General features: G+C 55.5%; 23 protein-coding genes and 1 other RNA gene. 7 read left to right on the top strand and 17 right to left on the bottom strand.

What is annotated here, in order from left to right; translation table 11 throughout:
* Positions 1 to 19 precede the first annotated feature (19 nt).
* Positions 20 to 3,175, top strand: a complete 3,156-nt coding sequence (locus tag G544_RS0114215; RefSeq protein WP_027275219.1) for an efflux RND transporter permease subunit — start codon at positions 20 to 22, stop codon at positions 3,173 to 3,175.
* Between the two features lie 117 nt (positions 3,176 to 3,292).
* Positions 3,293 to 4,249: an iron exporter MbfA gene (gene mbfA, locus G544_RS0114210; RefSeq protein ID WP_027275218.1), complete on the top strand. Its 957-nt coding sequence runs from the start codon at positions 3,293 to 3,295 to the stop codon at positions 4,247 to 4,249.
* A 35-nt stretch (positions 4,250 to 4,284) separates the two neighbouring features.
* Here the strand turns inward: mbfA and rcnR are convergent, their stop codons facing one another.
* A complete protein-coding gene (gene rcnR, locus G544_RS0114205; protein ID WP_027275217.1) occupies positions 4,285 to 4,557 on the bottom strand; it encodes a Ni(II)/Co(II)-binding transcriptional repressor RcnR in 273 nt (90 codons plus the stop codon).
* A 119-nt stretch (positions 4,558 to 4,676) separates the two neighbouring features.
* On the opposite strand from rcnR, the gene G544_RS0114200 reads away from it, so the two are divergent.
* Positions 4,677 to 5,837, top strand: coding sequence for a nickel/cobalt efflux protein RcnA (locus G544_RS0114200; protein ID WP_027275216.1), 1,161 nt, complete (start codon positions 4,677 to 4,679; stop codon positions 5,835 to 5,837).
* A 31-nt stretch (positions 5,838 to 5,868) separates the two neighbouring features.
* On the opposite strand, the gene ffs is transcribed toward G544_RS0114200, so the two are convergent.
* Positions 5,869 to 5,965, bottom strand: an RNA gene (ffs, locus tag G544_RS21785) — signal recognition particle sRNA small type.
* A gap of 161 nt (positions 5,966 to 6,126) precedes the next feature.
* Here ffs and G544_RS0114195 point away from each other — a divergent pair.
* Positions 6,127 to 6,447, top strand: coding sequence for an MGMT family protein (locus G544_RS0114195; RefSeq protein ID WP_027275215.1), 321 nt, complete (start codon positions 6,127 to 6,129; stop codon positions 6,445 to 6,447).
* 33 nt (positions 6,448 to 6,480) lie between these two features.
* Here the strand turns inward: G544_RS0114195 and G544_RS0114190 are convergent, their stop codons facing one another.
* A complete protein-coding gene (locus tag G544_RS0114190) occupies positions 6,481 to 6,900 on the bottom strand; it encodes a YbaY family lipoprotein (protein WP_027275214.1) in 420 nt (139 codons plus the stop codon).
* 257 nt (positions 6,901 to 7,157) lie between these two features.
* Between G544_RS0114190 and tesB the strand changes: the two genes are divergently transcribed.
* Positions 7,158 to 8,036, top strand: a complete 879-nt coding sequence (tesB, locus tag G544_RS0114185) for an acyl-CoA thioesterase II (protein ID WP_027275213.1) — start codon at positions 7,158 to 7,160, stop codon at positions 8,034 to 8,036.
* A gap of 76 nt (positions 8,037 to 8,112) precedes the next feature.
* Here the strand turns inward: tesB and amtB are convergent, their stop codons facing one another.
* The 6 genes from amtB to G544_RS0114155 all read right to left on the bottom strand — a co-directional run bounded on the left by amtB (position 8,113) and on the right by G544_RS0114155 (position 14,875).
* Positions 8,113 to 9,396 carry an ammonium transporter AmtB gene (gene amtB / locus G544_RS0114180; RefSeq protein WP_027275212.1) on the bottom strand — a complete coding sequence of 428 codons (1,284 nt, stop codon included), beginning with the start codon at positions 9,394 to 9,396 and terminating at the stop codon, positions 8,113 to 8,115.
* A 39-nt stretch (positions 9,397 to 9,435) separates the two neighbouring features.
* On the bottom strand, positions 9,436 to 9,774 hold the full coding sequence (gene glnK / locus G544_RS0114175) for a P-II family nitrogen regulator (RefSeq protein ID WP_027275211.1): 339 nt from the start codon (positions 9,772 to 9,774) through the stop codon (positions 9,436 to 9,438).
* 347 nt (positions 9,775 to 10,121) lie between these two features.
* On the bottom strand, positions 10,122 to 10,337 hold the full coding sequence (locus G544_RS0114170) for a hypothetical protein (RefSeq protein WP_027275210.1): 216 nt from the start codon (positions 10,335 to 10,337) through the stop codon (positions 10,122 to 10,124).
* Positions 10,338 to 10,757: 420 nt separating this feature from the next.
* The gene (locus G544_RS0114165) at positions 10,758 to 12,548 is read right to left on the bottom strand and encodes a SmdB family multidrug efflux ABC transporter permease/ATP-binding protein (protein ID WP_051155770.1); all 1,791 of its coding nucleotides are present in this window, start codon (positions 12,546 to 12,548) and stop codon (positions 10,758 to 10,760) included.
* Positions 12,541 to 14,280, bottom strand: a complete 1,740-nt coding sequence (locus G544_RS0114160; protein WP_027275208.1) for a SmdA family multidrug ABC transporter permease/ATP-binding protein — start codon at positions 14,278 to 14,280, stop codon at positions 12,541 to 12,543. Before G544_RS0114160 ends, G544_RS0114165 begins: the two co-directional genes overlap by 8 nt.
* A 127-nt stretch (positions 14,281 to 14,407) precedes the next feature.
* Positions 14,408 to 14,875 carry an Lrp/AsnC family transcriptional regulator gene (locus G544_RS0114155; protein ID WP_027275207.1) on the bottom strand — a complete coding sequence of 156 codons (468 nt, stop codon included), beginning with the start codon at positions 14,873 to 14,875 and terminating at the stop codon, positions 14,408 to 14,410.
* Positions 14,876 to 15,012: 137 nt separating this feature from the next.
* Here G544_RS0114155 and G544_RS0114150 point away from each other — a divergent pair, with 137 nt between their 5' ends.
* The gene (locus G544_RS0114150) at positions 15,013 to 16,050 is read left to right on the top strand and encodes a PLP-dependent cysteine synthase family protein (RefSeq protein ID WP_027275206.1); all 1,038 of its coding nucleotides are present in this window, start codon (positions 15,013 to 15,015) and stop codon (positions 16,048 to 16,050) included.
* Positions 16,051 to 16,102: 52 nt separating this feature from the next.
* Here G544_RS0114150 and rhtA read toward each other — a convergent pair whose 3' ends face one another.
* The 3 genes from rhtA to fabB form a co-directional block, all read right to left on the bottom strand.
* On the bottom strand, positions 16,103 to 17,017 hold the full coding sequence (gene rhtA, locus G544_RS0114145) for a threonine/homoserine exporter RhtA (RefSeq protein WP_027275205.1): 915 nt from the start codon (positions 17,015 to 17,017) through the stop codon (positions 16,103 to 16,105).
* Between the two features lie 149 nt (positions 17,018 to 17,166).
* Positions 17,167 to 17,874, bottom strand: coding sequence for an acid phosphatase AphA (gene aphA / locus G544_RS0114140; protein ID WP_027275204.1), 708 nt, complete (start codon positions 17,872 to 17,874; stop codon positions 17,167 to 17,169).
* A 373-nt stretch (positions 17,875 to 18,247) separates the two neighbouring features.
* Complete coding sequence (gene fabB / locus G544_RS0114135; RefSeq protein WP_027275203.1) at positions 18,248 to 19,459, bottom strand: beta-ketoacyl-ACP synthase I; 1,212 nt, start codon at positions 19,457 to 19,459, stop codon at positions 18,248 to 18,250.
* Between the two features lie 171 nt (positions 19,460 to 19,630).
* On the opposite strand from fabB, the gene mnmC reads away from it, so the two are divergent.
* The gene (gene mnmC, locus G544_RS0114130) at positions 19,631 to 21,661 is read left to right on the top strand and encodes a bifunctional tRNA (5-methylaminomethyl-2-thiouridine)(34)-methyltransferase MnmC2/FAD-dependent 5-carboxymethylaminomethyl-2-thiouridine(34) oxidoreductase MnmC1 (RefSeq protein ID WP_027275202.1); all 2,031 of its coding nucleotides are present in this window, start codon (positions 19,631 to 19,633) and stop codon (positions 21,659 to 21,661) included.
* 50 nt (positions 21,662 to 21,711) lie between these two features.
* On the opposite strand, the gene G544_RS0114125 is transcribed toward mnmC, so the two are convergent.
* The 5 genes from G544_RS0114125 to aroC are packed head-to-tail and all read right to left on the bottom strand — an operon-like array spanning position 21,712 to position 25,376.
* Positions 21,712 to 21,984 (bottom strand): YfcL family protein, encoded by a 273-nt coding sequence (locus tag G544_RS0114125; protein WP_027275201.1) that lies wholly within the window; start codon positions 21,982 to 21,984, stop codon positions 21,712 to 21,714.
* Positions 21,985 to 22,008: 24 nt separating this feature from the next.
* Positions 22,009 to 22,563: an elongation factor P hydroxylase gene (locus G544_RS0114120; RefSeq protein WP_373876158.1), complete on the bottom strand. Its 555-nt coding sequence runs from the start codon at positions 22,561 to 22,563 to the stop codon at positions 22,009 to 22,011.
* A gap of 44 nt (positions 22,564 to 22,607) precedes the next feature.
* A complete protein-coding gene (locus G544_RS0114115; RefSeq protein WP_027275199.1) occupies positions 22,608 to 23,411 on the bottom strand; it encodes a TSUP family transporter in 804 nt (267 codons plus the stop codon).
* A 3-nt stretch (positions 23,412 to 23,414) separates the two neighbouring features.
* Positions 23,415 to 24,251: a penicillin-insensitive murein endopeptidase gene (mepA, locus tag G544_RS0114110; RefSeq protein ID WP_027275198.1), complete on the bottom strand. Its 837-nt coding sequence runs from the start codon at positions 24,249 to 24,251 to the stop codon at positions 23,415 to 23,417.
* A 39-nt stretch (positions 24,252 to 24,290) separates the two neighbouring features.
* Positions 24,291 to 25,376 carry a chorismate synthase gene (gene aroC / locus G544_RS0114105; RefSeq protein ID WP_027275197.1) on the bottom strand — a complete coding sequence of 362 codons (1,086 nt, stop codon included), beginning with the start codon at positions 25,374 to 25,376 and terminating at the stop codon, positions 24,291 to 24,293.
* Between the last annotated feature and the right edge of the window lie 19 nt (positions 25,377 to 25,395).

Below are 25,395 nucleotides of genomic sequence, written 5' to 3'. Positions count from 1 at the left end.
TTCATATTGAGTGTAGCAGATGGCCAAATTTTTTATCGATCGCCCAATATTTGCTTGGGTAATCTCCATAATCATCATGCTGGTGGGCCTGCTGGCGATCATACAGTTGCCGATCGCCCAGTATCCGACCATCGCCCCTCCGGCGGTGTCGGTCTCCGCCAACTATCCAGGCGCTGACGCCCAAACGGTACAGGATACCGTGACTCAGGTTATCGAACAGAACATGAACGGTATCGATAACCTGATGTACATGTCCTCAACCAGCGACTCGTCCGGCAGCGCTACCATTACTCTGACTTTCGAAGCCGGTACCGATCCGGACATCGCGCAGGTTCAGGTGCAAAACAAGCTTCAGCTTGCGATGCCCCTGCTACCGCAGGAAGTACAGCAAATGGGTATCAGCGTTGAAAAGGCCAGCAGCAGCTTCCTGATGGTCGCCGGTTTTATTTCTAAATCCGGCGATATGACTCAGGAAGACATCTCTGACTACGTAGGTTCAAACGTCAAAGATACCGTCAGCCGGACCTCCGGCGTAGGTGACGTTCAGCTGTTCGGTTCTCAGTACGCCATGCGCGTCTGGCTGGATCCCAACAAGCTCAACAGCTACTCGCTGACGCCGATTGACGTCAACAACGCCATCAAGATCCAGAATAACCAGATCGCCGCAGGCCAGTTAGGCGGTACGCCGCCGGTCAAAGGCCAGCAGTTGAACTCCTCCATCATCGTTCAAACGCGCCTGACGTCGCCTGAAGAGTTCGGCAAGATTTTGCTGAAAATCAATCAGGATGGTTCTCAGGTTCGTCTGAAAGACGTGGCTGAAATCGAGCTGGGCGGGGAAAGCTACAACGTTATCGCACGCTTTAACGGGCAGCCGGCTTCCGGTCTGGGCATTAAGCTCGCTACCGGCGCAAACGCGTTGGATACCGCTAACGCGGTAAAAAGCGAACTGGCCAACATGTCGAAGTATTTCCCGGCTGGGATGGAAGTTGTTTACCCTTACGACACGACGCCGTTCGTTAAGATCTCTATCAACGAGGTGGTAAAAACGCTGGTTGAGGCCATCCTGCTGGTGTTCCTGGTTATGTACCTGTTCTTACAGAACCTGCGCGCCACTCTGATCCCAACCATCGCCGTACCGGTCGTTCTGCTAGGTACCTTCGCCATATTGTCGGCCTTCGGCTACTCGATAAACACCCTGACGATGTTCGCCATGGTGCTCGCGATAGGCCTGCTGGTGGACGACGCCATCGTGGTGGTGGAAAACGTCGAGCGGATCATGGCGGAAGAAGGCCTGCCGCCGAAGGAAGCAACCCGTAAGTCGATGGGGCAAATTCAGGGCGCATTGGTCGGTATCGCCATGGTGCTGTCCGCCGTATTTATCCCTATGGCCTTTATGGGCGGTTCAACCGGCGCGATTTATCGCCAGTTCTCCATCACCATCGTATCCGCCATGGTGCTGTCCGTACTGGTGGCGATGATCCTGACGCCTGCGCTGTGCGCCACTATTCTTAAGCCGGTTGAGAAAGGCCACCATGAGGTCAAAACGGGCTTCTTTGGCTGGTTCAACAACCTGTTTGAGAAGAACACGCACCACTATACCAACAGCGTCGCTAACATCCTGCGCAGCACCGGTCGCTATATTCTTATCTATCTGGTGCTGTGTATCGGCCTGGTCTTCATGTTTATGCGCCTGCCCTCCTCCTTCCTTCCGGATGAGGACCAGGGCGTATTCATGAACCTCGTCCAGCTGCCGCAGGGCGCGACTCAGGAAAGAACGCAAAAGGTGCTCGATCAGGTGACCCACTACTACCTGAATGAAGAGAAGCACAACGTTGAATCCGTGTTCACCGTTAACGGCTTCAGCTTCAGCGGTCAGGGGCAAAACGCCGGCTTGGCCTTCGTCAGCCTTAAAGACTGGAGCGAGCGCGAAGGCGACGAGAACAAGGTCGGCGCCATCGTTGAACGCGCATCGCGATCTTTTGCAAAAATTCAGGACGGTATCGCTCTTGCGTTTAACTTGCCGCCTATCGTTGAACTGGGTACGGCAACCGGCTTTGACTTCCAGCTTATCGATCAGGGCGGTTTAGGCCACGACAGGCTGACTCAGGCGCGTAACGAACTGCTGGGCAAGGTTGCCGAACATCCTGACCTGCTGGTTAAGGTGCGTCCAAACGGCATGGAAGATACGCCGCAGTTCAAACTGACCGTTGACCATGAAAAAGCGCAGGCGCTGGGCGTATCCATCAGCGATATTAACCAGACGCTGTCTACCGCACTGGGCGGCACCTACGTGAACGACTTTATCGATCGCGGCCGCGTCAAAAAGGTTTACGTGCAGGCGCAGGCGCCGTACCGCATGATGCCGAAAGACATCAACAACTGGTACGTTCGCGGCGCTAACGGCCAAATGGTGCCGATGTCCGCCTTCTCCAGCGCTCACTGGGAGTTCGGTTCTCCGCGTCTGGAACGCTATAACGGCCTGCCGTCTATGGAAATCCTGGGCGAAGCTGCGCCGGGCAAGAGTAGCGGCGACGCCATGAAGATGATGGAGCAGCTGGCTTCGGAGTTACCGGACGGCATCGGCTACGACTGGACGGGGACATCCTATCAGGAACGGCTGGCGGGCTCCCAAGCCCCTACGCTGCTCGCGATTTCAATGATCGTGGTGTTCCTGTGTCTGGCCGCACTGTATGAGAGCTGGTCAATTCCCTTCTCGGTCATGCTGGTCGTTCCTCTGGGGGTCATCGGCGCAGTGCTGTTTACCTCCGTGCGCGGGCTGGAAAACGACGTGTACTTTATCGTAGGCCTGTTGACCACGATTGGACTGTCGGCGAAGAACGCGATACTTATCGTTGAATTCGCCAAAGACCTGATGGACAAAGAGGGCAAAGGCCTTGTTGAAGCGACGTTGGAAGCGGTTCGAATGCGTTTGCGCCCAATCCTGATGACCTCGCTGGCCTTTATGCTCGGGGTTCTGCCGCTGGCGATCAGCAGCGGCGCCGGCTCCGGCGCACAGAACGCCGTAGGTACCGGGGTTCTGGGTGGTATGGTCAGTGCGACAGTTCTGGCGCTCTTCTTCGTGCCGGTGTTCTTCGTCGTCGTTCGCCGCCGCTTCAGCAAGCGTGGTGAAGACATCGAGCATTCACATGCGGTGAATACTGAACACAGCGCTTAACGATAAGACCGTTTAGCAAACAACAACAGGGCCGCAATGCGGCCCTGATTTTTTGGTATTCCATCAGCCGGAGGATTACTATTAGTCAATACCCTCATCTGCAAACGGACAAGACTTATGAAGAACTTTTCCGACCTTTCCGAACGCGAAATTCTGGCGCTCGCTATCTCACTCGAAGAAGAAGACAACAAAATCTACCGCGAATTTGCTGAGGGGCTGCGGGAAACCTATCCTGATTCCGCCAGAATTTTCTCTCTGATGGCGCAGGAAGAGGACGGCCACCGTCACCGGCTGCTCAAGCTTTATAAGGAGACGTTCGGCGACCACATTCCCCTCATCCGCCGTCAGGACGTTAAGGGCTTCGTCGAACGAAAAGCCATCTGGCTTAGCCGCCCGCTGAGCATCGATAAAGTACGCAGGCAGTCAGAAGTGATGGAAATGGAAACCCAGCGCTTTTACGCTCAGGCGGCACAAAGAGCGACCAGCGTACAGATACGCCAGCTTCTGGGCGATTTGGCCGCCGAAGAGTTTCGCCATCAGCAGCGAGCCGAACAGCTCGAACAACAGATCGTCAGCCCTTCAGTCAAGGAAAAGGAAGAGAACACCGGGCGGCGCCTGTTCGTGCTGCAAATTGTCCAACCCTCGCTGGCAGGTCTGATGGACGGCTCGGTTTCTACGCTTGCCCCGGTATTTGCCGCCGCGCTGGCGACAAAGGACAGCTGGCAGGCCTTTCTCGTCGGGTTGGCCGCTTCGATAGGCGCAGGGATATCGATGGCCTTTGCCGAAGCGGTTTCGGACAACGGCTCGCTAACCGGACGCGGCAACCCGTGGCTTCGCGGCGCGTCCTGCGGCGTAATGACCACGCTGGGGGGGCTTGGCCACACGCTGCCCTTTCTTATCAGCGACTTCTGGACGGCGATGACGGTTTCCGCCATCGTGGTGCTCGCCGAGCTGGCCGCCATCTCCTGGATCCGCAATAGGTATATGGACACGCCCCTCTTACAGGCGGCATTTCAGGTCGTGGTAGGAGGCCTGCTGGTATTCGCTACCGGCCTGTTTATCGGCAGCGCCTAACCGTTTTTAAGCACTGTGGAAATATCGAGCGTCGCTCACTTAACGTAAGAGCCCAGCACTTTTAGAATCACGTCGAGGTCGGCTTCGCGCTTGCTTACGTCGTCTTCATGAACGATATGCTCGAGCAGGTGCCCCTTTATGACTTCGTGCATCAGGCCGTTGACCGCGCCGCGGATTGCAGCAATTTGCTGGAGCACGTCCGCGCATTCGTGCGGTTCATCCAGCATCTTTTTTAACGCGGCCGACTGCCCCTCAATTCGGCTGATTCTAGCCTTCAGCTTTTGTTTATCGCGTACCGTATGCGGCATGTCCACCTCTTTAATCGTTAAGACCCGTACTGTTATATCACCTCGGTATACTAGGGGGTAGTATTTATATACCCCAGGGGAGTATAATTCGACAACAATACACTTTCCGATGCGCAATCATGAGCGACTTTACCACCCTGCTACAGCAGGGAAACGCCTGGTTTTTTATCCCCAGCGCCATCCTGCTCGGCGCGCTGCACGGCCTTGAACCGGGCCACTCCAAAACGATGATGGCGGCGTTTATTATCGCCGTTAAAGGCACCGTCAAACAGGCCGTTATGTTAGGCCTTGCCGCCACGCTGTCCCATACGGCGATCGTTTGGCTGATCGCCTTCGGCGGCATGTACGTGAGCCAGAAGTTTACCGCGCAGTCCGTTGAGCCCTGGCTTCAGATGCTGTCCGCCGTTGTTATTCTGGGTACCGCAGGGTGGATGTTCTGGCGCACCTGGCGCGGGGAGAGGGCCTGGTATGCCGCCGCTGAGCATGAGCATGAGCATGAGCATGAGCATGAGCATGAGCATGAGCATGAGCATGAGCATGAGCATGAGCATGAGCATGAGCATGATGAATCAAAAATTATAGAAACGGACCGAGGTCAACTCGAACTGTCTATTTTTGAGCTGTCGCAGCCCCCGCACTTCAGAATCCACCAGAGCGGCGAAGCAAAAAGCGCAGCGAGTGAAATTAAGCTTACGCTGTGGCGCGAAGACGGTTGTGAAGAAAGCTACCGCTTTATTCAAAAAGACGATTTTCTTGAATCAGTAGAGGAGATCCCTGAGCCTCATGCGTTTTCCGTTTCGCTTAAAATAAAGCGCGATGGCAATATCACCGAATACCGAACTGATTTCCACGAACATCATCACCATGAGCTTCAAGGGCTGGAAGTCGGCACCAAAGAGTATCAGGACGCGCACGAACGGGCCCACGCCAACGACATCAAGCGGCGCTTTACCGGCACGCAGGTCACCAACGGGCAAATCCTGCTGTTTGGCCTGACGGGTGGGCTTATCCCCTGCCCGGCCGCCGTGACGATCCTGCTTATCTGTATTCAGATTAAGGCGTTAACGCTGGGGGCTACCCTCGTGGTGTCATTCAGCATCGGGCTTGCGATTACGCTGGTTGCCGTCGGCGTTGGCGCCGCCGTTAGCGTAAGGCAGGCGGCAAAGCGCTGGAGCGGCTTTAATACGATTGCCCGCCGGGCGCCCTATTTTTCAAGCGCGCTGATTGGCATCGTTGGGGTATATATGGGGATCCACGGCTATCTGGGGCTTATGGGATAAACCGCGAGCCGAAGGTCAAAATGGGTGGGGGCCCTGCCAGCTACATCCCGGCACACGCGACGCCTGCTGCGGCTGCTTCCTTCCGGACCTGACCGAGTTCACAGGTTAGCGTTGCGGGAGAACCAACAGAGCCCCCATTGACGGCCCCGGAGAACCGGAGCGGATGGCATTATCCGGCATGCAGGCCGTAATTGCAAGCCGCCGCCGCGCAAGCGCCGCTTTCTTGCCCAAATGCCCCAAGAGCGTCAGAATAGCCGCTATTCATTAGCGCGCATAAGGAACTCCCAGCATGGAGTTTGACGAGCCTTCGTTTCCCGTCCAGGTTTATACCGTCGTCGCCTCTATTCCGGAAGGAAAAGTCACTACTTACGGCAGCATCGCACGCCTGGCGGGCTTTCCTGGCTATGCGCGCCACGTCGGCACGTTGCTGAGTCGGCTACCTAAAGACAGCAGGCTGCCGTGGTTTAGGGTGATTAACTCTCAGGGGAAAATTTCGCTTACCGGGCCGGACTATATTCGTCAGCGGGACGCGCTGCTGGCGGAGGGAATACTGTTTAGCCAAAGCGGACGCGTTAGCTTCAAAAAATACGGCTGGCTGACGGAGCCCTAAGCTCCGCAGCCGCGCCGTACGTCGTTCAGAGGATTAAGGCTGAACGCGTTCCAGCACTACGTCGCGCTGGGCGGGATTGCCGTTGGTCAACACTTCATTGACCTCCGTTGAGGTATAAAGCAGCTTACCGTCTACGGAAATCGTCGCGAACAGAGAAACTCTCTGCGCCCCTGTTACCTGCTCTGGCTTATAGGGAAGAGAGAAGTTAAACGGCACCTGCTTACCTTTCGCGGGGAAGGTAACCGTAGAAATAACCTTTGCCGGCGCATCTGCAAGGGAAATATCGACAAGCGAAACGGTTACGTTCGCATCCGCCGGCAGCGCCATGCGTTCGCGATAGGCGACAGAGCCGGAAACCTGCGGATCCTGACTTTTGGACGTCTGGTCTCCCGCGCTACAGCCCACCAAGGCTACGGCCAATGCCGCACCGCTTAACACCTTTAAAAAATGCATATCAATCTCCTTGTTACATCAGGTTACAGCCTTAACTATAGCGTAAAAAACGTAAAATTTCAGTTAACCCGTCTAAACTAACGTCAGAAAATGATTTTTTTATTCAATTAAGCAGGCTAAACCATCATTAAACACTGAAGCGTTGGTTTTCAATCCACGATAGCATTCCCTGACGAAGATAAATCGCGCTAGACTTAACGTCTGGATTGTTATACTAAAAATCGACGCGATTTAGCATTACACGGGATTAGGCCTCAATGAGTGACGTTTTACAGAATCTACTGACACTGCTGCATTTGGAAAAAATAGGCGAAACGCGGTTTCGCGGTCGGAGCCAGAATCTTGGCCTAAAGCAGCTGTTTGGCGGTCAGGTTATCGGGCAGGCCCTCTCCGCCGCCAAGCAGACCATTCCGCCCGACAGGCGCACTCACTCCTGCCACTGCTATTTTCTGCGCCCCGGCGACGGCAATCAGCCCGTTGACTACGAGGTTGAAATCATTCGCGACGGCAACAGCTTCAGTACCCGCCGAGTAAGCGCCTATCAAAATGAGCAAAACCTGTTTTATATGACGGCCTCTTTTCAAAGCAGCGAGTCTGGCTTTGACCATCAGGCTTTCCCTATGCCAGACGTACCGACGCCGGAATCGCTTATTTCCGAGACGGAAATCGCCAGGAAGATGGCCCACCTGCTGCCGGGGGGGCTTAATAGCCCGTTCTGCCAGGAGATGCCGATTGAAATCCGGCCGGTGAAGTTTTACCCGCTGCACAAAGCAGAAATCGACAAGCCGGTCAGATACGCGTGGTTTAAGGCTAACGGCGCGATGCCGGACGACCCGGGCGTTCATAAATACCTGTTGGGCTACGCCTCCGACTTTCACTTTCTGCTAACCGCGCTTCAACCTCACGGCGCGGCGCTGTTCCAGCCGGGTATGCAAGTAGCCACTATCGATCACTCTATCTGGTTCCACCGTCCGTTCCGCTTTGACGACTGGCTGCTTTACGCCGTCGACAGCCCTTCGGCCAGCGGCGCGCGCGGCTTCGTTCGCGGGCAGTTCTTTACCCGTCAGGGCCTGCTGGTCGCCTCTACCGCGCAGGAAGGGGTAATCCGCCTCCATCAGGAAGACGAATTCGAGTAAATCCTCCCGCATTGCGTTAAATATAAAAATGACCCCGGGCAAGATGCTCGGGGCCATGGGGAAAGTCCGAAATACGTTACGGGTTGTAAGCGCTTTCTCCGTGGCTGTTGATGTCCAGCCCCTCCCGTTCCGTCTCTTCCGAAACCCGCAGCCCCAAACAGATGTCGGCCACCTTATAGGCTACGAGAGCCACGATGCCCGACCACAGCAGGCACACCACCACGCTTGCCGCCTGCACGCCAACCTGTTTAAGCATCGTCACGCCCTCGGCATAGCCCGTTCCGCCCAGCGCCGCCGACGTCAGAATGCCCGTACCGATGCAGCCAACGATCCCGCAGACGCCGTGTACGCCGAATACATCACAGGTGTCGTCGGCCTTAAGCCAGGACTTAAGCACCACGACGCCCCAAAGTCCGGCAATCCCGGCTACGACGCCCAGTACCAGCGCGCCGCCGATGCCGACGGACCCGGCAGCGGGGGTGATAGCTACCAGTCCTGCAATGCAGCCCGAGCAGGCGCCCAGAAGTGAGGGCTTACCGCGCAGAGCCCACTCGGCCCCGAGCCAACCCAGCACTGCGCCTGCCGTCGCAATCACGGTGTTGATAAAGGCCAAAGCGGCGATTTCGTTGGCGCTGCTAGCGGAGCCGGCGTTAAAGCCGAACCAGCCGATGTAGAGGATGGCCGTGCCGACAAACACCATCGGCAGGCTGTGCGGCTTAAACGCCTCGCGGCCGATACCCTTGCGTTTACCCAGCATGTAAGCGCCTACCAGCGCCGCAATGGCTGCGTTGATGTGCACCACCGTGCCGCCCGCAAAGTCAATGGCCCCTAATTTAAACAGGTAGCCGCCGCCCCACACCATGTGCGCCATCGGTACGTAAGCCAGCGTGAACCAAATCAGGACAAAAAGCAGCACCGCCGAAAATCGGATCCGCTCGGCGAATCCCCCGACGATAAGCCCCACGGTGATACAGGCAAATGAGCCCTGAAACGCCACGTGAATAAGCTTATAAAAGGTTCCGGTGACGTCAGTAAGCTGAACGTCCTTAAGCATCACGCCGCTCAGGTTGCCAATAATGTCGTTGCCTTCGCCAAAGGCCAGGCTGTAGCCGTAAACCACCCACAAAACGCTGACTAAAGAGAAGGTCGCAATGACCTGGGTCAGCAAAGAAAGTACGTTTTTCGCCCGCAGCAGACCGCCGTAAAACAGCGCAATGCCGGGAATGCTCATAAACAGCACCATTGCGGTGCTTATCATCATAAAGGCGTTATCCGCCTTATCTGCTGCGGTTTGCGCCGCCGCAACGCCGGGCAGCAGAATCAAGAGGCCGACCGCAGTACGGGATAAATATCGTTTCATTGCCTTCTCCCCTTCCAAAATGATGCTGACGGACCGATATCACAACGCGCCTTCGTCCGTTTCGCCGGTGCGAATGCGTACTACCCGCTGTAGTTCGGTTACAAAAATTTTCCCATCGCCGATCTTGCCCGTATAGGCTGCTTCAGTAATGGCGGCGATGGCGTTATCCACCTGCTCGTCCGTCATCGCAATATCAATCTTTACTTTTGGTAGAAAGTTGACGCTGTACTCCGCGCCGCGGTAAAGCTCCGCATGGCCTTTCTGACGGCCAAATCCCTTAACTTCAGTGACGGTTAACCCTTGAATGCCGATAGACGATAGCGCCTCCCTGACGTCCTCCAGCTTGAAGGGTTTTATAATGACGGTTACCAGTTTCATCGCTCTCTCCCCCTAAATTAAGAAACCACCTCCCGACGGAATCTCGCCCGTCATAAGGAGATGAGCAATTTGCGTGCCAGCATAGGAGAGCGCTAACGTTGGCAAAGACAGAAAGGAGAATGCCGAACATATAACAAATTGATAACTTTTGTGTTTATTAATCAAACAATCACGGAGGGGAACGTTTTATTTTTTGAATGACCGCGGTAAGGCAAGAACAATGCGCCAACGGCGTGCGTTGTTTTTCGTACAGGCACCGAAACTGTGCACGTAAAAAACCCGGCGACAGAGGCCGGGTTTTGTTCAGGACGCTAGAAACGCATAGGGCTTAGACGCCCATTCGCGAACTACTTCGCGGCGGGCTGCTGTGCTTCCTGCTGGGCAGGTTTTTGAGCTTCGGCTTTTTTCTTGGCGTGTTTTTTATGCTGCTTGGTTTTATCTGCCGTCTTGTGCTGGGCCGCTTGCTGGCCTTCAGCGGCCGGAGCGGTGGCGGTTTCCGCAGCGAAGACGGAACTGGACAGAACGAACAGTGAAGCAACGGCTAACGGTAACAGCTTTTTCATGGATTTATCCTCAAGGGAATATGTTTTGTTTGCGACGCGGGATTTCTCCCGCGCTAACGTCTGATTTAGCGCCACATACGTTTTCGTTAAATCTGGAATAGAGAATAGCGCTCGGACTGTCAGAGAGGGTCAAAATAAAGTAATTTCGATGTAAATAATTTGTAAGATAAAGACTGCGTTTATTGAGGAATAAAAAATAATAAAATTCAATGAATAACGAAATCATTTACGTCGTAGCGGTACTTAAAAACGATCGTTGGCATAACCTGACGCGCCTCTGCCTTTAGTTATTATTTGAAAATAAAAGAAAAAGCGTTGCTCATAAAACACTCAAATTGTAACAACGATTATACTTTGTCGATAATTTATTTTTTAACTTGTATAGAAAAGGCATTGAAAACGTGCAGTTATCTCGTTCTCTCACGCCGTAAAGGCCGGCTCATCCAGCGCCGTTGCCGCCAGCTGCAGCTGGTGCATTTGATAATAACGTCCCTTATTTTCCAACAGCTGGGCGTGAGTACCGGATTCAACCACTTCACCGCGATTTAGCACCACGATGCTGTCGGCGTCGACGATGGTAGAAAGCCTGTGGGCAATAACGACCAGCGTCGTGCGATGCCTAATCGCGTTCAGCGCACGATGAATGGCCCGCTCGGTCCCCGAGTCGATATTGGCCGTCGCTTCATCCAGGATCAGCACCTGCGGCGTTTTTATCAGTACTCTGGCCAAAGCCAGCAGCTGCTTTTGGCCTACGGAAAGATTGTTGCCCTGCTCGCCTAATACCGTATTGAGCCCCTGAGGCAGCTTTCTCACTAAATCGCCCAGCTGCGCCAGTTCCAATACCTCCCACACGCGAGACTCGCTGACCTCCCGCCCCAGCGCTACGTTGGCGTAAACCGTATCGGCCAGCACGATCGGGTCCTGCTGCACCATCGCCACACCGTCGCGAAGCGTGCGGTGGCTCAGGCTCGCAAGCGGTCTGCCGTCAAGCTTAATCATCCCCTCGGATATAGGGTAATACCCCATCAGCAGGTGGGCCAGCGTGCTTTTTCCGCTGCCGGTATGCCCTACCAGCGCCACAAAGTGGCGAGAAGGAATAGACAGGTTAACGTCTTTAAGCACTGGCTTTTCCGCATTATAGGCAAAGTTCAGGCCACAAACAGCAATTTCGCCGGAGGACAGCGGCCTGTCGTCATCACCATAACGCTGCCGTTCGCCGTCCATCAGCTCAAAGATGCGCTCGCCGGCCACCACGGCCTGCTGCAACATGGCCTGCTGAGAGGCCAGCTCAATTAGCGGCTCATTCAGACGAGAAAGGTAGTTGATAAAGGCATAAAGCACGCCGACGCCAATGCTGCCCTCTGGGCTTAACCCAAACGTCAACAGCAGCCCGCTCAATATGGTCGCAGATATCAGGCTCAGCAGCGGGCGCAACAACAGGCTCTCAAGCCTGAGCGATTTCAGCCGCATGCGATAGTGAGCCTGATTAACCTCTTCCAGCCGTTCACCAAAGCGCTTTTGCTGCCCAAACTGCTGCAACACCGTCATTCCGCTAATGGCTTCGTTAAAACCGTTGTTGATGTCGGCCAGCAGGCTTCTTACCTGACGGATAACCGGCGTGCTGAAGCGCTGGTAAAGGAGCATCAAAACTAGAACTACGGGGAAAATAATCATGGCGATAAGCGCCATCCGCCAGCTCAGGCTAAACATCGCAATCAGCATCGCGCTTATCAACGCCGCGCTGCGAAGAAGCGTGGCGACTACCGTCACGTAGAGATCTTTAATCACTTCCGTATCGTTGGTCACGCGGGAAATAAGCTGCCCGACCGGCTGAGTGTCAAACACCGAAAGCGGCTGTTTTAATGCAGCGGCCATTACGTCGCTGCGAACGCTTTGCACCACGCCTACCGCTGCGCGGTTAAACAACAGGGCCTGATTGTAGCGTAGGGTTGCAGCCAGAACCTGTAACAGCAAAAACGCCGCCGCTAGCAAAGCGACCTTGTCCATCGGCATCTGGTTTTTTGCCACCATATCGTCGATAAAGTAACTAATCAGCGCCGGGCCGCATACCTCTGCGCCAGCGGCCAGCCACAGCAGCAGCGCTGCCAGCGACAGAGGGCGCTTATAGGGCAAACCGTAGGAAAGCAGGCGTTTTAATGTCGGCCATATATGGCGAAACGGCGGACGCGGCGTTGGCGCTACGTTACTCATCCAGCGCGGCCTCCATCTGCTGATAGCGATACATGTTGCGATACCAGCCCTCTTGCTCGATAAGCGCTGCGTGAGTTCCCCGCTGCGCAACGACTCCGTCCTGTAAAACGAGGATTTCTCCGGCATTCACCAGCCCGGACAGGCGATGAGCGCTGATGATAAGCGTTCGCTCCTGCCCCCACTGGCGCAAGTTTTGCAGAATCTGATATTCCGTACGCCCGTCCACGGCGGACAGCGCGTCGTCCAGGATCAGTATTTCGCTGTCGATTAACAGGGCGCGGGCGATGGCAATACGCTGCTTCTGCCCGCCGGACAGCATCACGCCCCGTTCTCCAACCTCGGTTTCATAGCCTTGAGGGAAATTGAGTATGTCTTCATGCACGCAGGCTAACGCAGCGGCGTGCTCAATCTCTTCCTGAGTCGCATCCGGCCTGCCGAGCGCAATGTTTTCCGCTACGCTTGCAGAAAACAGAAACGGCGTCTGGCTGACAACGGACAGCCTGGCCTGCCATTGCGCAAGCTTGACCTGATTCAGAGGTATATCGTGAAAAGCAATTTCGCCGTCGGTAACGTCAAACTGCCGCTGGATGAGGGCCAACAGCGTACTTTTTCCGGAGCCGATCGGGCCGCACAGGCCGAGCGTTTTTCCAGGCTCCAACCGCACCCTGACGTCTTCCAGCGCGATGCGCTCCGAGCCGGAATAAGAAAAGCGGCGTACGTCCAACGCCAGCGTTCCCCGGCCGTTTGGCAGAGACCGCTCTCCGTCGCTCACGCCCGGAGGCTCCTGCAGCAGTGCGGCGACCCGGCCATAGGCGGCACTGCCGCGTTCAACGATGTTAAACATCCACGCCAGCGCCAGCATCGGCCAAATCATCAGCCCCAGATACATCATAAAGCTGGTTAGCTGACCGAGCGTCATATGGTTATGAATGACCATCCAGCTGCCGCCGCCGACCGCCAGCATGTTGGCGCAGGCCACAGCCAGATAAATGGTGGGGTCGAAACGGGCGTCAATTCGAGCAACCCGCATATTCTTTTGCCCAGCATCGGCCGCCACGTCGGCAAACGCGCTGGACTGATACTCTTCCAGCCCGAAGGCCTTAATCATGCGAATGCTGGTCAGGCTTTCCTGAGTCTTATCATTAAGGGAAGAAAACGCCGCCTGAGCCGCGCGAAAGCGCTGGTGTAGCTCCTCGCCGTAGCGCTTGATAAATATCGCCATAATCGGCATCGGCAGCAGGGAGAACAGCGTCAGCTGCCAGCTGATCTGGCTGCTCATCACCACCAGCACTGCGCATCCCATCACCAGCGAATCAACCAGCGTCAGTACGCCCTCTCCGGCCGCAAACACCACTCTGTCGACGTCGTTCGTCGCGCGGGCGATCAGGTCTCCGGTGCGATGGCGAAGGTAAAAATCGGGATACTGGCGGCAAAGCTGCTGGTAAAGCTGCCGCCTAAGCCTGACGGCCAGCAGATAAGAAGCGCCGAACAGCAAGATACGCCACACGTAGCGCAGCAGATAAATGACTATCGCCGTGAAAATAATCGCGCCAACCCACATCAGCAACGTACCAACGCCCATTTCCCGATGCGTTATGCCGTCAACGACGATGCCTACCAGCCTTGGCGGCAGCAATTGAAGCATGGCTATCAGCGTCAGCAGCGCTACGGCGCCAACATAGCGTTTCCATTCCTGAACGAAAAACCAACGCAATTGGGAAAACAGTTTCACGGTATTTGTTGTATTCGCTGTATTTATTTGCTGGACGATACTGATGGCCTAGGCCATTGGATAGAATTTTCAGACTAGTAAAGCCGGCAAGGATACCACTTTTATCACATCTAAATGAAACAATTTCTCATTTAGACTCATCCATCGGCAGGCAGGTAGTAAACTTAATCTCTTCCATAGCGAAGCTTGACGTCACGTCGCTTAGCCCGCTAACGCTGTTAACCAGACGCTTATAGAAGCGATCGTAGCTCTTCATGTCGGCTATCTGCACCCGCATCAGGTAATCGTACTCGCCGGCCATGCGGTAAAACGCCATGACTTCCGGCATATCGCTGACCCGATCAACGAAGGTTTGGTACCACTCGCTGCTGTGGTGCTGGGTCTTTATCAAAACAAACGCCGTCAGCCCAACGCCCAGCTTCTCGGCATCCAACAGGGCGACTCGATGACGGATAAAACCTTCGTCTTCCAGGCGCTTTAACCGCTTCCAGCAGGGCGTTGAGGTCAGATTCACCTTATCGGCCAACGCCTGAAGAGACAGCGTGCAGTCTCGTTGCAGCATCTCCAGCAGCTTTCTATCAATTTTATCTAGCATTTCGGCACCAAAGAGAAAAAATTTCTCTCATTTAGCGACATCGAAGGATAAATAGCAATAACATTTTCCCCCGATCTGGCTACGCTATCTACAGGCTCTCTCACCGCCTGAAACTTAATATAGTATAGGGGAAAAGTATGACGCGCTCATGGGTCAAACAGGCCATCAGTGAAATCGAAGCGGACTTCCAGCGCTCGGCGGATACGCACCTTATTCGCCTCTGCCTGCCGCAGTTTCCCGGCATCAATATCTATCTTAAGGATGAAAGCACTCATCCGACGGGCAGCCTGAAGCACCGCCTGGCGCGCTCTTTGTTTTTATACGGTTTGTCCAACGGATGGATTAAGCGAGGCACGACGATTATTGAAGCGTCGTCGGGCAGCACCGCCGTGTCTGAAGCCTACTTTGCCCGCCTGCTCGGTTTACCTTTTATAGCCGTCATGCCCGCCAGCACCGCCAGAAAGAAAATCGAACTCATCGAGTTTTACGGCGGCCGCTGCCACTTTGTGAAGCACCCGTCGGAAATCTATCCTGCGTCAGAAGAGCTGGCCCGGTCCCTCAACGGCCATTATATGGATCAGTTCACCTATGCCGAGCGTGCAACCGACTGGCGCGGCAACAATAACATTGCCGACAGCATTTTCCGTCAAATGCAAAAAGAGCCTCATGCAACCCCGGACTATATAGTGATGAGCGCAGGAACCGGCGGCACCTCGGCCACCCTCGGTCGATACATCCGCTATCAGGGGCACGACACTAAACTGGTGGTGGTCGATCCGGAAAACTCCGTGTTTTATCGTTACTACCAAACCGGCGATCGTGCGCCGGGAGAAGCCTGTAGCCGGATTGAGGGCATTGGTCGCCCGCGCGTAGAGCCGTCGTTTATTCCAGAGGTCATTGATGAAATGCTCCACGTGCCGGACGCCGCCAGCATCGAGACCGTTCTCTGGCTTGAAAAAATCCTTGGCCGTAAAACCGGCGCCTCCACCGGCACCAACGTCTGGGGCGCGCTACAGATGGCAAAGCGAATGAAAGAGCGCGGTGAACAGGGCTCTATCGTCACCCTGCTTTGCGACAGCGGCGAACGCTATCTGGACACTTACTACAACCCGGAATGGGTACGGCAACACATCGGCGACCTGAGCGAGTTTCAGCGGCAGCTGGAATCTATGTAGTTAATATCAAAGCAATCAAAAAGAAAAACGCCGCAGCTGCGGCGTTTCATATTTAAGACTCAAGCGGTTCTTCCTTCTTCACCGGCTTTACCTTCCCCTTTGGCCGAATGGTCAACGACGCCCCCATCGAAGCAACGATAATAGCCAAAAGCCCGGACCACTGAAGGAGAGACAGGGTTTCATTGAGGAATATCAGCCCCGACAGCGCCCCCATGGCGGGCTCCAGACTGGTCAACGTACCAAACGTTTGGGCCGGCAGGCGGGTGAGCGCAACCATCTCCAGAGAATAAGGCAGCGCCGTAGACAGAATGGCCACGCCAATCGCGGCGGGAAGAATCGACAAAGAGAACAGATCGCTGCCGGCGTGCATGACGCCGATAGGGAGCGCGATGACCGTAGCAACCATTGCGCCAAAGGCGACAGAGCGCGTACCGTAGTTCTCTCCGGCCCTCTGGCCGAAAATAATGTACAGCGCCCAAAAGACGCCGGCGCCCAACGCGTAGCCAGCGCCGACCGGATCTACGCCGTCGACGGAATCCCGCAGGGGCAGCAGCAGCGCCAAGCCCGCAATCACCAGCGCAATCCAGAGGAAGTCAACGACTCGGCGAGATGAAAACATTGCTACGCTCAGCGGGCCGATAAACTCCAGCGCAACGGCAATTCCCAAAGGTACGGTCTGCAGCGCCATATAAAACAGCAGGTTCATTCCCCCCAGAGAAAGCCCATAGGCCACCAGCCAGCCGCGCGCACCGGGAGCGGGCGTGCGGGTCGCGCTTTTACGCCACGGCCGTAAAAACACCATCAGGATTATCGTTCCCAGGCACAGGCGCAGCGCCGTCATTCCCTGCGCGCCGATAATGGGGAAAAGCGTTTTAGCAAGAGATGCTCCGCTTTGAATAGAGAGCATAGCGATAAGCAATAGCAGCACCGGTACTAACACCGGCGATTTTTTCATCTTCAGGGACATAGATACACTCAGCCGCCGCTGCGCTATCCGTGCTCGGCGGGCCTAATAAATAAGAAACAGGCCGTATGATACCCGATTAAAGGAACGGGTTTTACCCCAGAAGAGAAAAATACCGGCGAACGTCGCCGGTATCGGAAAGTTGATGCAGCCTAGCGGTTGGAGTTTACAAGCACCTCTTCACCAAATATTCCCGCTTTTGGCAAAGGACTGTTCGTTCCATTATCAGGACGCAGCACTCGGATCCCTCTGGCGCCGGCTTCTCTTGCGCCTGTAATATCGCCATTGGAGTCGCCATAGTAGACCTTAATTTTTTTCTCCTTCATGGCGGGAACTTTTAAATTCACCCCTTCTTTTTCGCCGACGAAGATAACCTTATTCATTTTGTCTGCGGGTATATTAAAGTCTTCTTGCAGAACTTGCGTTACGATTTCATTCTTGGTTTGCGGGCGCGCGGTAATAAAATAAATAGCGTCACCTCGTTCTAAATGCATGGAGATTAAAGCTCGACCCGATTCTTTTGGAATACTGAACTTATCCCATTCGCCGTTCATCTTTTCCCAAAACTCCATATTATTTAGAAATTCCGATGAATGAGGAGAAAACTGCTGCTGGCCTCGAAAGAAACCCGGCGAAGAAAACAAAACCGTGTCGTCGATATCAAAGCCAACCGCCATAGCAGGCTTGCCTTCCAGGCTCATTTTAATTTGCTCGACGGAAACCCAATGGACCGGCGCCTGATGAGATATCTGCGCTATATCTACTCCCGGATATAGCGCCGTATCCGGCTGGCTTAAAGCAGAAGCGTTCAAACTGCATGCTAACGATATAGCACCAACGACTAAGGTTAATTTACGCATCATGAAGGCCCTTTATAAAATAAATAGAAAAGGAAATAACAAAATGATACTAATACCCGTCAATGCTAACATAGCGGTAGCGATAAAATAGGGCCTACTTCAAACATCCTCTCTTTTATAAAAATAAAAAATGAGCCTAACATCCTATAAATCAGGCTAAAGAAAGTGATATTTCCGCGCTATTCTCTGCCGCCATTTAATATTGGAAAAATAAAGCAACCTTTTGATAAAAACTCATGTTCAAACGGGAAATTTTATCGAAGTTATTCAGCTAGAACCGAGACAGCAGTCGGAAGGCTCGCTCTCACCAAATAAAAAGCCCCAACCAAAGAGGTCGGGGCCCGTATAACGTTCTAAACGCTTTTACATATGATTAGCGATACTTACGCATAACCAGCGTCGCGTTAGTGCCGCCGAAGCCGAAGCTGTTGGACATCACGGTGGTCAACTCTTGGCGAATCATCTTGGTTATGATGTTCATCCCCTGAGCTTCGGGATCCAACTTTTCAATGTTGATGCTCGGCGCGATAAAGCCGTGTTCCAACATCAGAAGAGAGTAGATGGCTTCATGAACGCCCGCTGCACCCAGCGCGTGGCCGGTCATCGCTTTGGTGGAAGAAATCGCCGGGGTCTTGTCGCCAAACACTTCGCGAATAGCGCCCAGCTCCTTCACGTCGCCAACCGGCGTTGAGGTGCCGTGAACGTTCAGGTAATCGATAGGCGTATCAACGTCCTGCATCGCCATCTTCATGCAGCGAACAGCGCCCTCGCCGGACGGAGCAACCATGTCGGCGCCGTCAGACGTTGCGCCGTAGCCGACGATTTCAGCATAGATATGAGCGCCGCGCGCCAGCGCGTGCTCCAGTTCTTCAACGACAACCATGCCGCCGCCGCCGGAAATAACGAAGCCGTCGCGGTCTTCGTCATAGGTACGGGACGCTTTTTCCGGCGTCTCGTTATATTTGGTGGACAGCGCGCCCATGGCGTCAAACTCACAGGCCAGCTCCCAGCACATCTCTTCGCCGCCGCCGGCAAAAACAACGTCCTGCTTGCCGAGCTGAATCAGCTCAACGGCGTGGCCGATACAGTGAGCTGACGTTGCACAGGCTGAGCTGATGGAGTAGTTAACGCCGCGGATCTTGAAAGGCGTCGCGAGACAGGCGGAAACCCCTGAGGCCATCGCCTTGGTCACCATATAAGGCCCCACGCCGCGGATGCCGCGCGAACGCATGCCGTCAGCGCCGGCGACCTGGCTGCGCGGAGAACCGCCGCCGGAGCCGACCACCAGGCCAGTACGCTCGTTAGACACCTGATCGTCCGCCAGGCCGGAATCTTTAATTGCTTCCTGCATAGAAAGGTAGGCATAAATGGAAGCATCGCTCATGAAGCGAACGATCTTCCGGTCAATTAAGCCTGCCGCATCCAGTTTAACATTACCCCAGACGTGGCTACGCATGCCTGCGTCTTGCAGTTCCTGAGCATGGGTAATACCGGAACGCCCTAGCTCCAGAGATGCCAGAACTTCCTCTTTATTATTACCGATACTAGATATAACACCTAAACCGGTGATAACTGCACGTTTCATCAATGACCTCTTTCTACTTTTTATCATATAACGGAGTTTGGCTAACAGATTAGCTTACAGATGTAAGCTGAACAAGTCCGATCAGCAAAATGATCCGATTAATTGTGTTAATTTCTGTGTAAGTCAGTCATCATTAAACGCTCGTCAGTACTTGAAAAACGGTCTTTTAACGTGAACGCTCCCCCTATAAAACACGCATCTCTTGAATGGAATGAACAGGGTACACCTGTATCCCGAGCGTTTGACGACGTCTACTTTTCCAATCAGGATGGCCCCGAGGAAACCCACTACGTTTTCTTAACCGGCAACGGCCTGCCTGAACGTTTTGCCAAACATAGCGCACGGCGCTTTACTGTCGCAGAAACCGGCTTTGGCACCGGGCTAAACTTTCTTACGCTGTGGCAGGCCTTTCGACAGTTTCGCGATACGAATCCGGACGCACCGCTCGCCGCATTGCACTTTATCAGCTTTGAAAAGTTCCCCTTAAGCCTGAGGGATTTAGAAGAGGTACACCGCGCCTGGCCGCAGTACTTCGAACTTTGTAAAGAGCTACAGCGCGCCTGGCCCCCTGCTCTGCCCGGCTGCCATCGCCTGCTGTTAGACGACGAACGAGTGACGCTCGACCTTTGGTTCGGCGACGTTAACGAAGTTTTGCCGACGCTGGGCGACGGCGTACAGGAACAGGTCGACGCCTGGTTTCTCGACGGCTTTGCGCCCTCAAAAAATCCACAAATGTGGACGCCGCTGCTGTTTGACAGCATGGTGCGCATGGCCGCGCCGTCGGGCACTTTCGCTACATTTACCGCAGCCGGCTTCGTACGCCGCGGGTTACAGCAGGCGGGATTTGACGTTTCCCGCATCAAAGGATTTGGCCAAAAGCGGGAAATGCTGGTCGGCATTCGCCGCAGCGAATTGCCGGTTCCTCTGCGCGACGAGCGCCCCTGGTACCGGACACCCAAGGCTGAAGGCTCTGACGACGTCGCCATTATCGGAGGCGGCATCGCTTCCGCTATGGCCGCCCTGGCGCTGCTGCGTCGTGGAGCGCTAGTCACGCTCTACTGCGCGGATGACGAGCCCGCTCAGAACGCTTCCGGCAACGCTCAGGGGGCGCTATATCCGCTGCTGGCTAAACAGGCCAGCGCGTTGAGCGACGTTTTTACTCACGCTTTTATCTTCGCCCGGCGGCGCTACGATGCGCTTTTACTTCAGGGCATTGACTTCGAACACCAGTGGTGCGGCGTAACCCAGCTTGGCTATGACGAAAAAAGCAGGCAAAAGGTCGCTAACATGCTGGCTTCGGCTCCGCTTCCTGAGCTTGCCCGCGCGGTGACGCAGGAAGAGGCGGAAGCCCTGTGCGGGCTGCCAACGGGCTGCGGCGGCATTCACTATCCGCAGGGCGGGTGGCTGTCGCCCCGCAGGCTGACTCAACGGGCAATCGAAGAAGCGCAAAAAAGAGGAATGAGCGCCCATTATCAACGCCGCCTAACGTCATTAACCCAGTCCGGCGACGGCTGGAAACTCAGGTTTGAAAACGGCGACGTCGTGCGCCACAAAACGGTCATCCTGGCCAACGGCCACCGCCTGCCCGATTTTAACCAAACCGCCTCGCTTGCGCTCACCCCGGTTCGCGGCCAGGTCAGTCAGATCCCCACCTCAAACGAACTTCGCCGCCTTCAGCAGGTTATCTGCTATGACGGCTACATGACGCCGGTCGACGCAGAGGGCCGATTCCACTGCATCGGCGCCAGCTATAGGCGCGATGAGCAAAACACGGACTACCGCGAAGAAGAACAGCAGGAAAACCGCCAGCGCCTGATCCGCTGCCTGCCGAATGTCGAATGGCCCACGCGCGTTGACGTGAGCGCCGGGCTCGCCCGCTGCGGCGTACGAAGCGCAGTGCGCGATCACCTGCCGATGGTCGGCGCCGTGCCCGATACGGAGCGCCTCCTGAACGATTACCAAAATCTGCATGAAAAAATCAGGCGTAAAGAAGACGTCAATGCGGCTCCCGTATGGCGAGGGCTCTACATGTTGGGAGGGCTTGGCTCGCGCGGGCTTTGCTCCGCACCGCTGATGGCCGAGACGCTGGCCAGCCAGATTTTCGGCGAACCGCTGCCTCTGTCGGCGGATCTCGCCTCGGCGCTAAATCCTAACCGACTGTGGGTGCGTAAGCTGCTAAAAGGGACGGCAATATCAGGGTAGCCGCGTGGAATAAACGACAACGGCCCGCGAGGGCCGTTAATTGAAGAACGTCAGGCAACGCGCGCCTTCAAGGCGTTCCACGTTTCAAACACCAGCGCCCTGTCCGGTGGAGACAGTTCTCCTGCCGCAATGGCGCTGTCCAGGCTCTGCTCAATCAGTTCAGAATATGCTTCAAGCGAAGCCTTACCCTGAGCTTCCGCCTGCGCGGCGGCCAGAGTGACGTGGCCGCGCAAATAGCCGCCGGCAAACAGTTCATCGTCGCTGGCGTGCTCAACGTTTTCATCAATCAGCGCCAGAATGCGCTGCTCGAGCTGTGAAATCATGCAGTACCTCAAGTCAACAGGCTATTATTGCCACCCCGCCGGGTATTCCGGATAGGGGAAGTCGTCCGCCGTCAGCGGCTTCGTGTTATAAAACGCCCGCAGCGCGTCAATAAAGCGGGCCGCGCGTTCGGGAATATTGCCATTAGCCAAATAATCTACCACCTGAGCCTGAACCTTGCGCGCGAAGGCGACGCGGTCAGGATCGAAGTTACCGTCTAGATTGTCGCAGCTGACGTTGAACGGGTAGCCTGACGCAACGCAAAACAGCCAGTCCAGCGCCTGCGGCTTAATTTCAACGACTTCAAACTCGGCCTGCTTTTCGGCGCTGCGGCCGTCCGGGCAGTACCAATAGCCGTAGTCCACCAGCTTGCGCCGCTCTTCCCCCGCGATACACCAGTGGGAGATTTCATGAAACGCGCTGGCGTAAAAGCCGTGAGCGAATATGATGCGGTGATAGGGAGAATTCTCGTCCGCCGGCAGATAAATCGGCTCGTCGCCGTCGTTTACCAACTCGGTTTGGTACTGTGCTTTAAACGTCCTGTCGAACAGCTCGACGAGATCCTGAGGATTATGCTTCAACGTCACGGTGATTTACGTCCATTTTGTTATTATTTCAATGCGGATTAACTAAAAAATTGACTCAGCCAACGCTGAATTTCAGCGCCGTGGCTGTCGTAAATAAGCTTAACGCTCATCACAAACGACACGGCGATAAGCATGGGTCGAATCAGCTTCTGCCCCTTGCTCAACACCATCTTGGCGCCGGTGCGGGCCCCGATGACCTGGCCGCACAGCATGACCAGCCCTATGCTCCAGATAACCTTGCCGCCAAGAATAAAAAACAGCAGCGAAGCCAAGTTGGAAGTGAAGTTCAGCACCTTGGCGTGCGCCGTCGCTCGCGTCAGAGTAAAACCCAACAGAGTGACATAGGCCAGTGCGAAAAACGACCCCGAACCGGGGCCGAAAAAGCCGTCATAGAAGCCGACGCAAAAGCCGGCGATAAAGGCAAACGGCCATGTGGTCAGGCGCTGCCTGCGTTCAAACTCACCCACTTTAGGGCAAAACAGAAAATAGAGGCCGATAGCGATCACCAGTATCGGCAACACGGCCCGCAAAATATCAGCCTGGATATGCTGAATCAAAATGGCGCCAATCATGGCGCCAATAAAGGTTAACAGGATAGTCCAACGCTGCCCCTTTAGGTCCACCGCCCTTTGGCGAATGAAATAGAGACTGGCGGAAAACGATCCGCCGATAGACTGCAGCTTATTGGTTGCCAGCGCCTGCGCGGGAGGAAGCCCCACCGACAGCAGCGCCGGCAGGCCAATAAGCCCGCCGCCGCCCGCAATAGAGTCGACAAACCCTGCAATCATCGCAACGAAAAACAGGATAACGTAAACCTCTGCGCCGAGCGGAAACCACTCCATAACCTATTTTGCCTTAAAGTTGTTCACAATTAACGCCTTACAGGAAGCGGGCGGCTCGGGGATAACCGGCGGCTTCGGCTTCGCGTTAGGCAGCTTGGCCGGCGCCTCCAGCCAGCTGGTCAACTCTGCGCCACAGCCGTCCCCTGCGGGTACCGGCGCCTGCTCTTCGCACTCCCGGCTATCGGCCGGGCAGCGCAGGCGAACGTGCATATGGGCGCGATGGCCAAACCACGGACGCACCTTTCTAAGCCAGGTGCGATCGGTGCCGGCCGTCTGGCACAGCTTCTGCTTGATGGCCGGATGTACGAAGAGGCGCGTAACCTCTCTGTCGCTGGCGGCAAGCTTGATAAGCTCGCCCACCTGCGGCGACCACAGGCTTTCAACCACGCTCTTGCCGTCGCCGGAAACCAAGTCTATCGCTTTGGGGCTTTTCAGCTGCGCATTGCTCCAGCGCTCCGTCGGAAGCTGAAGCCAAATATCAACGTCCAATCCGCTCTGGTGGCTGGCATGGCCGGTAGCAAAACGGCCACCGGCGGGCATGCCCATATCGCCAATCAGCACCACGCCCAGCCCTTGCGCCTGAGACTTCTGCGTCAGGCGATCGATAAAGTTCAACAGGTCGGGGTGACCAAAGTAGCGGCGCTTGTCGGTACGCATAACCTGATAGCCGTCGCCCTTAAGCGGCAGAGGCTGCGCGCCAATAATGCAGCCGTTAGAAAAGCCGCCGATCGCCTGAGGGGCGCCGGGAACCGGCTCTTTCACCTTTTGCCACGGCGTGGCTGCCGTTGCAGAAAAGGCGCTTGCCGCCAGTATTACGGCGGCCCAAAACCCATATTTCATTATATCTGTCCTTATGACTTGTCTTTCTGCTGTCCTTAACTACCAGCGAGGAATATCCGTCGTCACGTCCGCACACTGGGCGCGGTGGCGCAAAAAGTGATCCATCAACACGATGGCCGCCATGGCTTCGGCAATCGGCACCGCGCGGATGCCGACGCAGGGGTCATGGCGCCCGCGAGTAACCATTTCTACGGCTTCGCCCTGCATATTGATGGTGCGGCCGGGAACCATGATGCTCGACGTCGGCTTAAGGGCGATGCGAGCGGCGATTTGCTGGCCGCTGCTGATGCCGCCCAGAATACCGCCGGCATGGTTGCTCAAAAAGCCCTGCGGGGTCATCTCGTCTCGATGCTCGCTGCCTCGCTGGCCGATAACGCCGAAACCGTCGCCGATTTCAACGCCCTTCACCGCGTTGATGCTCATCAGCGCATGGGCTAGATCGGCGTCCAGACGGTCAAAAACCGGTTCTCCCAGCCCGACGGGTATGCCGTCGGCGACGACCGTTACGCTGGCGCCGATGGAGTCCCCCGCCTTTTTCAGCTCGCGCATCAGCTCGTCCAGCGCCTCAATTTTATCGACGTCCGGGCAAAAAAACGGGTTTTGCTCTACCTGCTCCCAGTCTTTCAGCTCGCACTGAACGTGCCCCATCTGCGACAAATAGCCGCGAATGCGAACGCCCAGAGTTTCCTGCAGGTATTTCTTGGCAATCGCCCCCGCCGCTACGCGCATGGCGGTCTCCCGCGCTGAAGAGCGACCGCCGCCGCGATAGTCGCGAACGCCGTACTTTTGCTGGTAAGTGTAGTCCGCATGCCCAGGGCGGAACAGGTCCTTAATGGCGCCGTAGTCCTGAGAGCGCTGATCGGTATTTTCAATCAGCAGCCCGATGCTGGTGCCGGTGGTAACGCCCTCAAACACGCCGGAAAGAATGCGTACGCTGTCGGGCTCTCGGCGCTGGGTCGTATAGCGAGACGTCCCCGGCCTGCGGCGATCCAGATCGTGCTGCAGGTCGGCCTCGGTTAACGCCAGCCCCGGCGGCACGCCGTCGACGATACAGCCAAGGGCAGCGCCGTGAGATTCGCCGAATGTCGTCACGCGAAAGAGTTGTCCAATACTGTTTCCGGCCATGGTAGTTCCTCAGGCATTG

The organism is Leminorella grimontii ATCC 33999 = DSM 5078, assembly GCF_000439085.1.
Lineage (GTDB): Bacteria > Pseudomonadota > Gammaproteobacteria > Enterobacterales > Enterobacteriaceae > Leminorella > Leminorella grimontii.
Note: the sequence above shows the minus strand (reverse complement) of the source record. Positions and strands in the feature narration are given on the sequence as shown.